Source organism: Vibrio kyushuensis (genome assembly GCF_050337325.1).
Classification (GTDB): domain Bacteria; phylum Pseudomonadota; class Gammaproteobacteria; order Enterobacterales; family Vibrionaceae; genus Vibrio; species Vibrio kyushuensis.
This window is the reverse complement of record NZ_JAKJSV010000005.1, coordinates 82,171-97,654: the sequence shown is the minus strand read 5'-3', so window position 1 is coordinate 97,654 and position 15,484 is coordinate 82,171. Positions and strand designations below refer to the sequence as shown.

Here is a 15,484-nt window from a genome sequence, read left to right as displayed (position 1 = left end):
TTTCACCTTCAACTAAATGTATTTACTGATGATCAGTTCAAGTTCACCAGCCTCTTTCATTGAGCTCAAACGTTGATTAATAAACGCTTGAAGCTCAGGGTCCATGGATGAAGAAAACGCCAAATAGATTGGATAATCGGCAATCACGTCGCTAAATGGTTGAATACTGAACTTAGTAGGATCAAGCGATAATTTACTTAAGTTGTACCTAACTCGAGATTCCATCTCAACGAAAGCCATTTCACCAGGTGTTCGTTTTACAACTCTAAATGCGGCTTGATAGTCCTTTACACGAACCTCTTCAATAGAGCCATCATCCAAATACGGTTGTAATTCGATGTAGTCAAAGCCTCGTAATAGTACAATCCCTTTATTTGTAACCGAGTGCATCCCTACAAACTTAATAGGATCCTGACTACTCATCACGATGCTATGTTTAACCGTATAAATGGGAATATCAGACAGATTATCTGCTTGAACACTTCCCCAATTGGGGCTTCCATACGTGATCCAGTTTTCTTCCCCACCCGATTCAAGCACCGAGATCATTCGATTAAATGGATAGGTATGGTAGGTAATTTCGTGTTCTGATTGTTCAAATATCGCTTGTACAATATCGGTCACAATGCCGGAATGATTCTCTGACTTTTCTTCAATCTGGAATGGCTGTGCCTGCTCAGAGATAACATAATAATTTACAGGTTTTGCCATGACTGCATGGCTCAACAGTAAGCTTGAAACAAACAACAAATTAAATAGGGATTTCATAACACCTCCTTTATAAAAACTCATCGATTAATCTATTTACTATTTACCGATAAGGACTATCTTTAAAACTAGCACCCTTTCGCATACAAACAACTTTCTTATGCAAGCTATTTAACAAGAGGTGGGCTTTGAAGAATAAACGTCAGTTAGGTATTGATAAACAACTAGTTATGTACACCATTTTGGTGAGTATTGTTTTGGCTCTAATAAATACCTCTATCCACTCCTACCTAAGTTACAAAAGCGAACTAACAGAGCTTCATGACGAAATTAAGCTTCTCGAAGAGACTAACCTTTCGAGTTTCAGTGCGAGCCTGTGGGTTGAAGACAGAGAGCAGCTGACGATATTAGCAGAAGGGTTAATGCGTAACCCGAGCGTCAATTACATTAACATTATTGATGGTGCATCTGACTCACAAGCCAGCGCAGACAGCCCACATGAGACAATCCTGGCGCTTGGTGAAATCGTTACGGGGGACTATATAGACACCAAGTGGGACTTAAACCACAAGCTCGGTTCAAAAACTTTTCATTTAGGTGAGCTGCATGTGCAGACATCACTCACACCGTTGTACGAACAGTTAACAAGTAGCTTTCTATTGCTTCTTGCCATGAAGGCCATTGAGTCTTTGCTCATTATTACCTGTATATTAGTTATCGCCCTAAGACTCGTTGTTAGACCTATTGAAAAAATTAGCCGAGCCATGGCTGACTTCAACAATGGGCCTCTACCTAGCAGAATGACACTACAAGAACGTCTCTTTCAAGATGAGATTGGAGAACTCTCTACCAACTACAATGCGTGTATTGACCACCTTGACCTCAATTACCACAAAATGGTGGATGCGAAGAAAAAGGCAGAAATAGCCAATCAGAAGAAAAGTGAATTTTTGGCCAATATGAGCCATGAAATACGAACCCCAATGAACGGGATTATTGGTATATCAGCACTCTTACAAGATTTATCAAACTCTCCAAAGCAACTTGAGTACCTCAATGTTCTTGATACGTCCTCTAGAAACCTTTTAAATATTATTAATGACATCCTGGATTTTTCTAAAATCGAAGCTGGTCATTTACAACTGGAACAGGCCCCCTTTGACCTCAATCTTTTAATTAAACAGCAGGCAGACGTATACAGCCTCAAGGCGAAACAAGCGGGACTAATGTTCGAATGTCACATTGATGAAGAGATTCCTGAGGTATTAGAAGGTGATCCCGTACGTTTAACTCAGGTCATCAATAATTTGTTAGGCAATGCTATTAAATTCACACAGAAAGGCTCCATTCAATTGGAAGTCAAACTGATCGGACATAGTCCTAGCCAAGCAAACATAAGCTTTTCAATAAAAGACACTGGAATTGGGATCGCTAAAGATAAGCTCGGTGATATCTTTGAAAAATTTCAGCAGGCCGATGGCAGTACAACTCGGAAATTCGGCGGGACAGGTCTTGGTTTAGCGATCAGTAAAAATATTATTCAGTTAATGAAAGGTGAACTCAACGTCATCAGCGAACTCGACCTTGGTAGTAATTTTTTCTTCGAGCTACCACTGACTGTCTCTACTCAGTCTTTGGCAAACAAAGTGACAACCTCACCCAATATTTGCGACTTCCCGGTGACACCAGCAAACGACACTATTTCAATTACTCCTCCACTACAAACATCCAAGAACAATGGCCATGTACTGTTTGTAGAAGATACCATCGTCAATCAACAGGTCGTGAAGATCATGCTGATGAATATTGGTCTGAGTGTGGATATTGCAAATAACGGTGTAGAAGCACTACAAAAATGCCACCAGGAGCAATACGATTTGATTCTAATGGATTGCCACATGCCCGAAATGGACGGTTATGAAGCAACCGAAAAAATCCGTTCGCAACTTGGCTGGGTTCAAGATGTCGCCATTGTTGCTCTTACCGCAAATGTTGTTAGTGAAGATAAAAAACGCTGTTATGCGGCAGGCATGAATGACTTTATTTCAAAGCCAGTAACTCCAGCCCACCTTTTCCAAGTGCTATCTAAGTACCTACCTGAACTGACAAAAGAAGAACCCTCTTCATCTAACGACTTAAAAAACATTGACGGTAAATGATTAACTAAGATAGAAACTCTCTATTAAAGTCCTCAACATACAGGGGTTTTGAGTATAGGTACCCTTGGTATATATTACATTGCTCATCATTTAATAAATTCAGCTGCTCTGACGTCTCTACGCCCTCTGCAACGACTATTTTCCCTAGATTGTGCCCCATTTGAATAATAGTACGAACTAACATGTGGTCGGTATGTAGCGACACGCACTCATCAATGAACGACTTATCAATTTTCAAGGTATCAATAGGAAGCTGCTTTAAGTAATTAAGAGAAGAATAAGCAACACCAAAATCATCAATGGCTACTTTAACGCCTAGCTTTCTAAGTTTTTCACATGTTCCTATTACATGCTCAGATTGAGTCATTAGAGCGGTTTCGGTGATTTCAATCTCCAGTAATTCTGGCGGTAGATTCGTTATTTCCAATGTAGATGACACGAACTTATAGATATCGTCATGCACAAATTGCACCGTTGAAACGTTCACCGATACACATAATCGGTTACCGCCTTCTAGCCACTCTTTCGCTTGAGCACACGCTTGCTCTATAACCCAGCGCCCTATGGGTATTATTTGGGTGCTTCTTTCTGCGATCCCAATAAAACTGACGGGAGGAATAATGCCGAGTTCAGGGTGAATCCAACGAATAAGAGCCTCTGCACCCACTATTTCATTATCACTACAATTAACCTTAGGCTGGTAAGCTAAACAAAACTGCTGATCATCGAGCGCCCTGCTCATTTCTTTTTCTATCTGATGCTCTCGAATCGTCTCGTCGAGCATGTCAGAGTCGTACCACTGTATGTAGTTCTTACCTCGTAATTTGGCTTTATTCACCGCAATATCGGCATTTTTACACCATAAATCGGTATCTCTCATGGCATCCTCTAATAGAGCAACACCGATACTGTAGCCTAATTTATATGGGATATTTTCGATTCTAAATCTAGGTTGATAACCATGCTTTAACTGATGTTCCGTGTGACTAATACGGTCCCCAAGATCCTGTGTCCCTTTAACTATAATGGCAAACTCATCACCACCTAACCGATAGAATTTATTGTAGTCAAACAACAAGCCAGACACCCTTTCGGCAAATGCCTTAAGTAGCTTGTCGCCTTGGCTGTGTCCTAAGCTATCGTTTACGGCCTTAAAACCATCAAGGTCAATATGGAAGAGTGCATAGTCATGACCGGTCTTTTCTTTAATCTCGAGTAGATCATTAAAGAAAGCCTTACGATTTGGTAATCCCGTCAACATATCCGCCATACTATCGCGCTTATAACGCAGCATCTGGTTACGAAGTTTTACTTGATAATAGGTCATGACGGTTGCAAAAGAAGTGATCAACAATACCTCAATTGCGTCTTCTAGAAATTCATCAAAATCGTCAGGTGGAAGGTTAATAAGATAGCTGATGATTAACAACACTGCCGTTGCTATAGGCCATAACGAACCAGGGAATATAACGATGTAACATAAGGGAAGAAGAATGAAACTCTCTTCAATGGCATCTAGCTCAAGCGGCTCTACAACCCCACCAATTAATATGAGCAACATTGAACCGACAGCAGCGGCGACTTTCGTCTTTTTAGCGCTAGAAAAATACGCACTGAACATGAGTATGGGAAACAGGAAGTAAATCCACCGAGCAACAGCATGTTCGACGAGTAGAGTATGAGTAATGATAGCTATGGACAGTATAAACGCGAGTTGTACTAACCGTTTGATATTAAAAATACGCGAACGAATCTGGACAAAATTCGACAAATGACTACCTCTCACCATCACTATTGATTTAGCTTTATTATAGTCGCGCTAATACAAAGCGTTGCTTACCAATAATTCAAAACTTTAATAGCTAAAGTATAGATAAAAATTGGCTAACGATTAGTACAATAAATAATAAAATGAGAAACTTAGATGCAATACACAATTTTGTTGATATGAGTAACCAATTAATGAGAAATCGTGTGGAGACGGATACAAAAAGACCTTACTTATGTAAGGTCTCGATTCATAGGTGATATTAAAATCAAAGACCTAGTTCATCTGACAGTGCTTCAATCTGTTTAAGATCCAGTCGATGAACTTGTAGCATTTGGTTAACTTGGCTTAAGCGAGAGTTTGCTTCATCTTGCCTATCACAAGAGTCTGATTTTGCATCCCACGAGGTGCCTTCCAAATATACATCACATTGCGTTTTAAGTGACTCTATAATCGGTAATAACTCTTCACGCTCTTTTTCTAAGCTTTCTACTTCTTGTTGAATTCGCAGCTCTTTTTGGAACAACTCTCTCGAGCGTTCAAACATGGTGGCTTGCATGTCAGCTTGTCTATTTAAACGATTATTCTGCGTGTCTGCATCTGCGATCTGTTCCACTTGATTTGCCACTTGTGACTCAAGTGATAAGTTCACTTTCTCAAGCTCTGCGACTAACTCTTCAAGCTTTTTAATGTCATTTTTGTGCTGCTCTTGTTGATTGGACAACTCTAGTTCCATCTGCTCTGCAAGCTGCTCATCAACCTTAGCGACTTTTTCTTCGACTCGCACCACCAACTGCTTCTTATCTTTTAAAAGCTGTTGATATTGCGCTTCAAGTTTGTGATACGTTTCTTCCCACTTCTTCGCGGTTGTCGCTGAACCGATCAACCCACCTAAAGCTAACCCGAGTAAACAAGCAATAATAATGTAGATATACGTACGTTTATCACGTTCTTCGACCACGACAACATCGTCATCATCAAATTGTTCGGTATCACTTTGCTTGTTCAAATGTCTCTCCTAGAAACCGTACCCTTGTGTATACAGTCATCGTGTAAATTCGGCTTTTGCATCAACTGAACTTTTTCATCAACTGAACTTGGTCTCAGTTATTTCCTAACGCCAGTTATCTTGATAGTTCAGTAATCATAATTGACGCAGTATAAAGTAAAAAGCTAGCCACTAATGTCACGACAATGCCTTTTTGTATCTTTTCATTAGTTCGATAACGAATCAAAACAAACGCCAGCGCAGAAACAAAAACAATCGCTATTAACTTTGTCATTCCCTAATCCTCTTCAACGTCCATTCATTGCATTATCTGCTCTTTGCCAATAGACATGGTAAGAAAGCTATCCAGTCATCAAGCATGTCACTCTATTTTATACTAATTACTCTTTATGAATAAGATAAGAATAGGTGTTCTCACACTCAACTGAAGAATAATTGTTCAATCAAATATTTCATTGGTGATATCCCATTTAATTTTTGGTCACACCATTAAGTCGATGGCTGTCTAAAGGTTCACCAAACACACCAGCGCACAATGTTTCATGTAAAAGCATTTCTAATTCTTAAAACATTAAGTTGATAAAACGAAAAAAACCCATCAACGAGTATCGCTGATAGGGCTAGATGTATTCAATATGTTATTCGGACAATGCAAACACTAAAATTTAGTGAACCTACGGCTTAAAGAAGGTTCTTTAAGTGCTCTAAACACTACACCGTTAAACAGCATGGATAATGACTTGATGAATAGAGCGCTTAAAAAAACTCCCTACCCGAAGGTAGGGATAAACCGTTAATACCAGTTTGTAGGGTATTAGATTACCAAGCGTAACCAACACCTGCGCCTACTGATACATCTGTATCTGAAGCAGTTGTGATTGAAACGTTAGCGTTAGCAGTCCAGTTTTCATTCATGCGGTGTCCGTAACCAATAGCCATTGATTGTGCATCACCTGCGTGACCAAGACCAACACCGATAGCGTTAGTTTGGTTAGCACCCATGTATGGACGCGCTGCCGTTACTGCTTGAGTTGAAGCCATTACACCGTCCATTTTCTCGTCTAAACGGTCAACTTGGTTGTATAGGTCGTTAATGCTTAGTGTGTTAGCGTCAATCTGTGCGTCTTGACGATCATCTATTGCTGCTTGAGTGTTAGCGTAAACCGCTGCTTCAGTACCTTGGTAAGTATCTTTAATTTCAGAAACGCTGTCTGAAATTGCACTTACAACCAGTTCAAGTTGCTCTTTAGTTAACTTACCAGCATCAACAAGTTTTTGTTTCTGTTCGTTTGCTTTTTTGTCTTCTGGTAAAACAGAATCTTTAATTGCAGTTTTAGCCGCTGCAATATCTTCTGCCTTAACTTCTACTGGTGTTGCAGTTGCCGCAACAGACGTATCAGTTACCATCAATTTACCGTCAACGATTGAATAAACTAAATCATTGTTAGTTTTACGGCTGTTGATTGAGTCAACAACAGAAGATTGTTCTATACCTTCAGCAAGTTTACCATCAACAAGTAATTCTTTTGATAGACCTTGGTTTTTACGCTCCATGCGCTTCTCAATTGCGCGTTGGTTTAGGTTGTTATTTGCAAGATGTTCACGAACATCACGATTAACACCTTTACCTGCACCATTGTTATCTTCGAAACGTTGTTCAGCAATTGCAATTGCTGCTTCTTTTTCTGAAGCAGATAAAGCATCCCAAGAACCGTATGACCCCTTACCAAACTCTTCTTTGATACCATGAACGACGTAAGTTTTCAGCATATCGTTTGAAGCAAACTTCTTACCATCTTTTAAGAAGTTACCATCTTCGTCTTTAACTAGTTCGATAGGTGCAACAGGTTTAAAATCGCTATCTAATTCATTAGATTGGAAAGTCCAAGTATCATCGCCGTTATTTGTGATAGCAAATGTTTGCCCCTTAGCATCAACAGTAAAACCATCGGCAGTTTTCGTAAATGTTTTACCGCCAATTTCAACGGTATCTCCAACAGTAACACCATCGCCATCAGTATCTGTAACAACTGCATTATTCTTTGCAAACTCAGTAATAATTGTTTCAGGATTATTAATGTCTAAACCTTGAGTGTTATCACCAAGTGCTGCTGTTGCACCAAAAGAAGTTGCTGCGATAAGTGTTGCTAGAATTGTCTTTTTCATTTTTCGTATACCCTACGATTAATTGCGCACTAGTACGCATTGGTTTTAATAAAAAAGCGAAGGAGTGCCTCGCTGTGTATGGGTACGCATTATAGAGATTGAACTCATTACGTCAAGTACTGGTACGCATAAAGTTCAAAGTTTTTTTGTTTATTTTGAATGTCGGTTTTAAGTGGCTGTTTTTTCTAGTCTTCTATGAATGCATAAACCGTACAGCCTAGTACCATCTTCATCGTATCTTCTGCTTCTTGGTATGGCATGATGGTTTCGAGTTGCTTAATCATTCTATAAATAGCGGCTTTTGCTTGTGGCGCGGTTCCACTCGACATGATGTTATCCATTAGCATACGAACGACTTCACGAAATACATGTGACTCTTCATCATGGTACGCTTTAAGCCAACTCTTAATGAATGCTTCACTGGTGCTAAAGTCTAACTTCTGCATAGCCATAGGGAATACTTTCCCCTGCAAGGCCGTCATGAACATGTTTTTACTTTCGTAATAGCGTTGAATGCTGCTCTTACCCATTCCCAACTCTTTAGCAAGTCGGTCATAGGTTACTACTTCCCAACCTTCAGTCATGAATAATCGAAAGATAAGATCGTCCATCATTTGTTTCTTCTGTTCGCGCTCTGCAACGGTAATACGTGCCATGTTATCGACTCAACTTGATCTGTTTAGGTAATGATACGCAATAATGTCATCACGCGGCACTGTTTATTGTTAGTTAACTGTAAGAATTCAAGTTAAATACTAATACGCAGTACTCAACCAATCCTGTCAATACTGCTTATCAGGGGTAAAAGTGGTGGTATACAAGACTGATATACATTTATGAAATTGGAGTTGAATTACAGTAAAAAGATGATAGAGTTCACACCTCAATAATCATTAGCATTATTGACTTACTTTTGTGCATTTATTGCACATTTGTTCCGATGAAGACTGTAGGAGAGCGGTATTTAACCAAACCTTAACACTTGGTTAGCATTACCCACCGAAGAAGTAAATCTTTCAGGTGCTTTGTACTAATGAAAATTAGAAAAGCGTGGACTGTAGTTGGAGGAACCTCTGGAGAGAACCGTACTACCTTGTTGTAGAAAGCGGTCGCCGAAGGAGCAAGCTCTGTGTAAAAGCAGAGTCAAACTCTCAGGCAAAAGGACAGAGGAGTGGAAAGACACTAAACAGTTTTATTGTTCAGTTATTTACAAATTAAGTGTACCTATATTTGTAACGGCTCAACGGATACTGCCTCAATGTATATGGCAACTACCCAGATGATCTGGATAGCGGCTTGTGTGATGATTCATTCGACCTTCACACCTTTTCCCTCTTCTCCTTATATTTTGTTTTTTTAAGGGGAAATCATGAACAATATTCAATCTGTGTTACAAACCATCAACAGCTTTGTCTGGGGACCACCACTACTGATCTTACTCGTTGGTACTGGCGTCTACTTTACGTTTAGCTTAGGTTTGCTTCAATTTAGGCACTTACCTACCGCTCTAAAACTTGTTTTTACCAAAGACAAAAACACATCCAGTAAAGGCGACGTCTCAAGCTTTGCTGCTCTTTGTACTGCTCTTTCTGCCACCATTGGCACAGGTAACATTGTAGGTGTTGCCACTGCAATAAAATTGGGTGGCCCTGGGGCTCTCTTTTGGATGTGGATTGCGGCTGTATTTGGGATGGCAACAAAATACGCAGAATGCTTACTGGCGGTTAAATACCGTAAAGTAGACGACAAAGGGCAGATGATTGGTGGCCCAATGTACTACCTACAGTATGGTGTCGGCTCTAAAGCGCTTGCGATTATGTTCGCTATTTCCGCTCTGGGTGTTGCCTGTTTTGGTATTGGTACTTTCCCTCAGGTAAACGCTATTCTTGACGCTAGCGAAATTTCGTTTGGTGTTACTCGCGAAATATCAGCCCCTATTCTTACCTTTTTGGTGGCGTGTGTAACGTTAGGCGGGATTCAATCCATTGCTAAAGTGGCCGGTAAAGTCGTGCCTGTAATGGCCGTTTTTTACGTTGTTACCTGTGCTAGCGTTATTATTCTTAACGCTGACAAGCTTTATGATACGGTTGAACTTGTGCTGGTTTCAGCGTTTACCTCGACAGCGGCGAGCGGCGGCTTTCTTGGGGCAAGCATCATGCTAGCAATCCAATCAGGAATCGCTCGCGGTGTATTCTCTAATGAATCAGGCCTCGGTAGTGCGCCAATGGCAGCAGCCGCAGCGAAAACAGACTCGTGTGTAAAGCAAGGGCTAATTTCGATGACAGGCACCTTCTTTGACACCATCATCATCTGTACCATGACAGGCCTTGCACTTATTTTAACGGGAGCATGGCAAAGTGGTTACGCTGGCGCAGCGATGACGACACATGCATTTGCAGAAGGACTGAGCTCAGACACGTTAGGTCCAATGCTTGTATCTATTGGTTTAATGTTCTTCGCATTTACGACCATTTTAGGTTGGAATTATTACGGTGAACGCTGCGTTGTGTTCTTGCTAGGAACAAAAGCGGTTCTACCGTACAAGATCATATTCATTTGTCTTGTTGCATCAGGCGCTTTCTTACACCTCGACCTTATATGGATCATTGCAGATATCGTTAACGGCTTAATGGCAATCCCAAATTTAATTGGCTTAATTGCGCTTCGCCATGTTGTCATTGAAGAGACTAAGCGATATTTCTCAAATATTACATCTTCAGAAATCCCAATGAACAGCCAGCAAAATACAACGAGTTAGTAAAATTACCGATTACATCGGCATAATATAAAGATTCAAAAGGCAAGCGCATTCAATCGCTTGCCTTTTTTATCCTTGCGCTAAATTAAATCTCGCGCAACATCAGCTGATTATGTCCTATGCTAAAGACTATAGAAGAATAGCGTTAGACCGAGAGAGGTACTTGGCATGCTAGCAACTCTACACAGTAATACGGCATTAAGAATCTTATTGTTATTTCTTTCCTTCATTCTTATTTCTTGGCCAATAGTGACTGATATTGGCTTTTCAGTTGCTACTCTAACGCTCTCACTACTGGTCAGCTGGCTCGTTGTTATTCTAACGTTGAAATGGCTAACTAGGTAAGAACATGATCAGTACCAGTTATTTAGTACTAATTATTCTCACCTATGTGGGTGTGCTGTTCTTCATAGCAAACTGGGCAGAGTCTGAAAGTAAAAAGGCTAAGGTTTTCTCTTCTAGTGTCTATGTTTACATTCTCTCTCTCGCCGTTTACTGCACCAGTTGGACCTTTTACGGCAGTGTTGGCCTAGCCTCTCGCAGCGGTATTATCGTTTATACGATCTATCTTGGCCCGACATTGCTTATGTTAGTTCTGTATCCAATATTGAAACGTATTCTTCGAATAAAACAGACTTATCACATTAATAACATTGCCGATTTTCTGTCTGCTCGTTTTAATCGCAGTCTATTTCTCGCCGGATTATGCTCTATTGTGGCCATGATAGGGATCATTCCTTACCTTGCACTGCAGCTAAAAGCGATCAACAAATCTATTTACGTACTACTAGGCGATGCCCCTACTAATGGCCTGACAACAGCGGTTGATACTGTAAATATCGGAGCATCCGGTTCAGGCAGCATTACCTGGCTAATTTGGTTAGGGGTCGGTATTTTCACTATCGTCTTTGGTATTCGACATATTGATCCAACCGAACGCCACCCCGGGATGATGCTAGCGCTTGCTGTGGAAGGCGTGATCAAGCTAATCGCAATGCTTGCTGTTGGTTTCTTTGTCTGTTTTATTCTGTTTGATAGCCCACAAGAAATATTTACGAGGTTAATGACAACACAGCCTGAATCAGCCAATAAAATGGCGACAACGCCCTCTTTCATGACATGGACAAGCTATACTATTTTGGCCGCTTCCGCTTTCTTCATGCTACCAAGGCAATTTCATGTCATGGTTGTTGAAAATGCCCGCTTAGATTTCATCAAAAAAACCCAATGGCTACTACCCGTCTATCTATTTTTAATGACGATGTTTGCAATGCCCATTGCCGCTGCGGGTCTGTTATTGCTTGGTCCACAAAATCCTGACACCTATATGTTGACTCTCCCACTTAGCCAGAGCCAACACGCTTTAACCCTTTTAGTCTTCATTGGTGGTTTTTCTGCCTCAATGGCGATGTTGATGGTGTCGGGTATGACGTTGTCCACCATGTTCAGTAACCATTTGGCCTTACCAACTCTTAGAAAGCTTGCACCGAATCACAACTTCGGTAGCTACCTTCTACAGATTCGTTGGTTTGCGGTTTTCCTCGTTTTTAGTGCTGGACAAGCCTTCTATTTATTCCTTGGCGAATCCTACATGCTCGTCAACATGGGCATGATCTCATTTTGTGCCGTATTGCAGTTTCTGCCTTTGGTGATTACTGGCCTTTTTTGGAAAGATGTAAATTCAAAAGGTGCGATTATTGGTATCTCAGCAGGCTTTCTTGTCTGGGCATATTGCTTGTTTATTCCAGCGATAATGAATAGTGGTTGGATTGATGCTTCTATTCTTGAATCTGGCCCATGGGATATCGAATGGCTTCATCCTGAGCACTTATTTGGTTCAGTGATGAACAAAGTCAGCCACGGCGCATTTTGGTCTATGGTTGCCAATATCTCAGGTATCGTTTTTGGTAGTATTTTCTTTCGAGAGAGCAGAGAAGAAGTTCGATATAACGCTGAGTTTATTGAGAACATGACTAACGAGCAAACAGAAGAAGAGCAAGAGGAGTTTGATCTCCCTTCTGATATTCCACTTCAGCCTAAACTGGAAATATTAGTGCAAATTTTTGGGCAATATTTCTCGATCGCCGATGCGTTGAGTAGAACAGACAAAGTACTCGACACCACTCATCTAAAAGATAAATCGACGGTAACGACTCTTGAGCTAGCCAATTTAGAAAAAGCGGCTGAACGTCAATTAAGTGGTGCGACAGGTTCAGCAATGGCCCACATCATTATTCAAGAGTCCTCTCTCTTTAATCAACACGAGAAACAACAACTAGAACAAACCTATAGCCAATTGCTTGGTCAATTAAAGATCAGCCCAAACCAGCTACGTAAACAACTGAATTATGCCAAAGAGAAAGAGAACCTCGCTACGCAATACAACGAGCAACTCAAGTCTCAGGTTGAAGAACGAACGTCTGAACTGCAACAAGCAATGACGCAGCTGCAAGAGACGCAATCTCAACTAGTTGAAAAAGAGAAGCAAGCGTCACTTGGTATGCTTGTCGCAGGTGTGGCGCACGAGATTAATACCCCCATTGGTATTTGTGTTACTGCGTCTTCTAATCTACAAGAAGAGGTAAAACACTTAACTAAAGCGTATAACGACGAAACTTTAAGTGAGTCTGACCTATTGGAGTTTTTCGAATTATGCAACGAGTCCGCAGTCATTATTCATAAAAATAATGAACGCGCCTCAGAGTTGATCCGCAGCTTCAAACAAATAGCGGTTGACCAATCTAGCGATGAATTAAGAGAGTTTAACCTTCAGGAGTACATCGATGAAATTTTACTCTCCCTTCGACCGCAGCTTAAAAAGTCACCTCATAAACTTGAAGTCGTATGCCCAAAAGAGATTTATTGCTCTTCCTATGCAGGGGCTCTGTCTCAAGTAGTCACTAACTTAATCATGAACAGTCTGATTCACGCTTTTGAACCTGACCAAATCGGTGAAATCAAACTCGTCGCAACAGACAATAATGACCATTTTTCTCTAGTCTACAGTGACAACGGAATGGGGTTAGACGAAGAATCGACTAAGCGTCTGTTCGACCCATTCTTTACCACTAAGCGTAATCAAGGTGGTAGTGGGCTCGGTACCCATTTAATCCATACGTTAATAACGAGAAAACTGGGTGGCAAAGTTCATATTGATACGGCTCCGGGACAGGGGCTCAAATTTTCAATGGAAATTCCAAAGCATGTCACTAAATAAAAGCACTTGGATTAAACACTTTCCGTATCTGTTTTTTACTGGAAGTAGATGGCTTGTAATTCGCTTAGTCTTTGCCTATACCCATATAAGACACTTAAATTGCAGGGAGTATTTGCAATGCCATTAAAACTACTCCGAGAGCTTGAAGAGAAAGACCTACCGCCGTGGAAGGTGCTCATTGTTGATGATGACCCCGATATCCATCAGGTCACAACGTTAGTTTTAAAAAGGTTCAAATTAGACGAACGCCCTCTTGAGTTTCACCATGCACACTCAGGGATTGAAGCCAAAGAGAAATTGTCGACAATTGAAGACATCGCACTTATCTTCCTTGATGTCGTCATGGAAACAGAAGAAGCAGGTCTTGAAGTCGCTCGCTGGACAAGGCAAGACTTAGGGAACCATAAAACCCGGATAGTGCTTCGTACTGGTCAGCCGGGTCAAGCACCTGAACACTCTGTCGTGTCTGAGTATGATATTAATGATTATAAAGAAAAGACCGAACTTACAAGTCAGAAACTGTTCACTACCGTGTTTACCGCTATTCGTTCCTATCGGGATATCGTAGAAATCGATCGTGCGCGGCAACTTGAAGTCAATTATCGTCATGGCCTAGAGCGTGTCATTCAATCAACAGCTGTAATTTTTCAGCAAAATACACTCAATACGTTTTCCAATGGAATACTTCAGCAAGTTCTATCGCTTTTGCGAATGAACGAACAAAGCATGCTTGTCAGTGTTCGTGGTCTAACAACCATTATGGAAGGGCAAGAGAACTTTCGAGTATTGGCACAAATCGGAGACGAAGAACAAGAAGTCACTGATACGCATGTATTGAGTTACCTAGAAAGAGCGTTAAAAGAAGAAAAAAGTGTTATTGATGGGGATATTTTCGTCGGGTACTTTGCCACAAGTTCCGGTGCAGTGAGTTTGCTCTACTTGAAAGGGGCACGCAAGATTACCGAGCTAGAGAGCCAGTTACTCACCATTTTTTCTTATAGTGTTAGCTTGGCTTTTGAAAACCTCTTCCTCAGCCAAGAGATTATTGATACCCAAGGTGAACTTATCTATCGGCTTGGTGATGTCGTCGAGTCTCGATCCCATGAAGCGGGTAACCACGTTCGACGCATGTCTGAACTAAGCTATGAGCTTTGTTTGCTGCTCGGCCACTCTGAAGAAAAGGCTCAGCTACTGAAACAAGCCGCCCCGATGCATGATGTGGGTAAAATCGCCACTCCAGACGCTGTGCTACTTAAACCGGGTAAGCTGGATGCTGAAGAATGGGAGATAATGAAACAACATGCTGAGATCGGATACAAGATTTTAGCGGGCTCAAAGCGAAAGATCTTACAAACAGCTGCAATGATCGCCCATGAACACCATGAGAAAATAGATGGTACTGGTTACCCTCAAGGACTAAAAGGTAACGACATATCCATTGAAGCTAGAATTATCGCCGTCGTCGATGTGTTCGACGCATTAACCCATGAACGATGTTACAAACCAGCATGGCCGATTGAGGATGTTGTGAAGGTACTCAATGAATCAAAAGGGACACATCTCGATGAGCACGTTGTCGAAACCTTACTTGATAACCTAGAAGTCGCACTAGAGATCAACAAAAAATACAGCAACGATTAAGGTCTTTCCTTAGCTGGCCTAGAGAGAGGTGACAATGTAACAATTATTGCCACTTTAA

Annotated in this window: 10 protein-coding genes and 2 riboswitches; of the genes, 4 read left to right on the top strand and 6 right to left on the bottom strand. The window is 41.0% G+C overall.

Features of this window, described 5'->3' with window-relative positions:
• Nucleotides 1–12: 12 nt before the first annotated feature.
• Nucleotides 13–768, bottom strand: a complete 756-nt coding sequence (locus L4D20_RS12015; protein WP_428801831.1) for a substrate-binding periplasmic protein — start codon at nt 766–768, stop codon at nt 13–15.
• Between the two features lie 128 nt (nt 769–896).
• Between L4D20_RS12015 and L4D20_RS12010 the strand changes: the two genes are divergently transcribed.
• On the top strand, nt 897–2,867 hold the full coding sequence (locus L4D20_RS12010; RefSeq protein WP_428801830.1) for an ATP-binding protein: 1,971 nt from the start codon (nt 897–899) through the stop codon (nt 2,865–2,867).
• A gap of 4 nt (nt 2,868–2,871) precedes the next feature.
• Here L4D20_RS12010 and L4D20_RS12005 read toward each other — a convergent pair whose 3' ends face one another.
• The 5 genes from L4D20_RS12005 to L4D20_RS11985 form a co-directional block, all read right to left on the bottom strand.
• The gene (locus L4D20_RS12005; RefSeq protein WP_428801829.1) at nt 2,872–4,638 is read right to left on the bottom strand and encodes a putative bifunctional diguanylate cyclase/phosphodiesterase; all 1,767 of its coding nucleotides are present in this window, start codon (nt 4,636–4,638) and stop codon (nt 2,872–2,874) included.
• Between the two features lie 265 nt (nt 4,639–4,903).
• Nucleotides 4,904–5,644, bottom strand: a complete 741-nt coding sequence (locus tag L4D20_RS12000) for a chromosome partitioning protein ParA (RefSeq protein WP_428801828.1) — start codon at nt 5,642–5,644, stop codon at nt 4,904–4,906.
• A gap of 115 nt (nt 5,645–5,759) precedes the next feature.
• Nucleotides 5,760–5,918 carry a hypothetical protein gene (locus tag L4D20_RS11995; RefSeq protein ID WP_428801827.1) on the bottom strand — a complete coding sequence of 53 codons (159 nt, stop codon included), beginning with the start codon at nt 5,916–5,918 and terminating at the stop codon, nt 5,760–5,762.
• A 545-nt stretch (nt 5,919–6,463) separates the two neighbouring features.
• Nucleotides 6,464–7,810, bottom strand: a complete 1,347-nt coding sequence (locus L4D20_RS11990) for a YadA C-terminal domain-containing protein (protein WP_428801826.1) — start codon at nt 7,808–7,810, stop codon at nt 6,464–6,466.
• 185 nt (nt 7,811–7,995) lie between these two features.
• Complete coding sequence (locus tag L4D20_RS11985; protein WP_428801825.1) at nt 7,996–8,466, bottom strand: TetR family transcriptional regulator; 471 nt, start codon at nt 8,464–8,466, stop codon at nt 7,996–7,998.
• A 284-nt stretch (nt 8,467–8,750) separates the two neighbouring features.
• A riboswitch (glycine riboswitch) is annotated at nt 8,751–8,853 on the top strand.
• 20 nt (nt 8,854–8,873) lie between these two features.
• Nucleotides 8,874–8,987, top strand: a riboswitch (glycine riboswitch).
• A gap of 192 nt (nt 8,988–9,179) precedes the next feature.
• Here L4D20_RS11985 and L4D20_RS11980 point away from each other — a divergent pair.
• From L4D20_RS11980 to L4D20_RS11970, 3 genes are all read left to right on the top strand, one after another.
• Nucleotides 9,180–10,568, top strand: coding sequence for an alanine/glycine:cation symporter family protein (locus L4D20_RS11980; RefSeq protein WP_428801824.1), 1,389 nt, complete (start codon nt 9,180–9,182; stop codon nt 10,566–10,568).
• A gap of 349 nt (nt 10,569–10,917) precedes the next feature.
• On the top strand, nt 10,918–13,785 hold the full coding sequence (locus L4D20_RS11975) for an ATP-binding protein (RefSeq protein ID WP_428801823.1): 2,868 nt from the start codon (nt 10,918–10,920) through the stop codon (nt 13,783–13,785).
• Nucleotides 13,786–13,902: 117 nt separating this feature from the next.
• Complete coding sequence (locus L4D20_RS11970) at nt 13,903–15,426, top strand: HD domain-containing phosphohydrolase (RefSeq protein ID WP_428801822.1); 1,524 nt, start codon at nt 13,903–13,905, stop codon at nt 15,424–15,426.
• Nucleotides 15,427–15,484 lie beyond the last annotated feature (58 nt).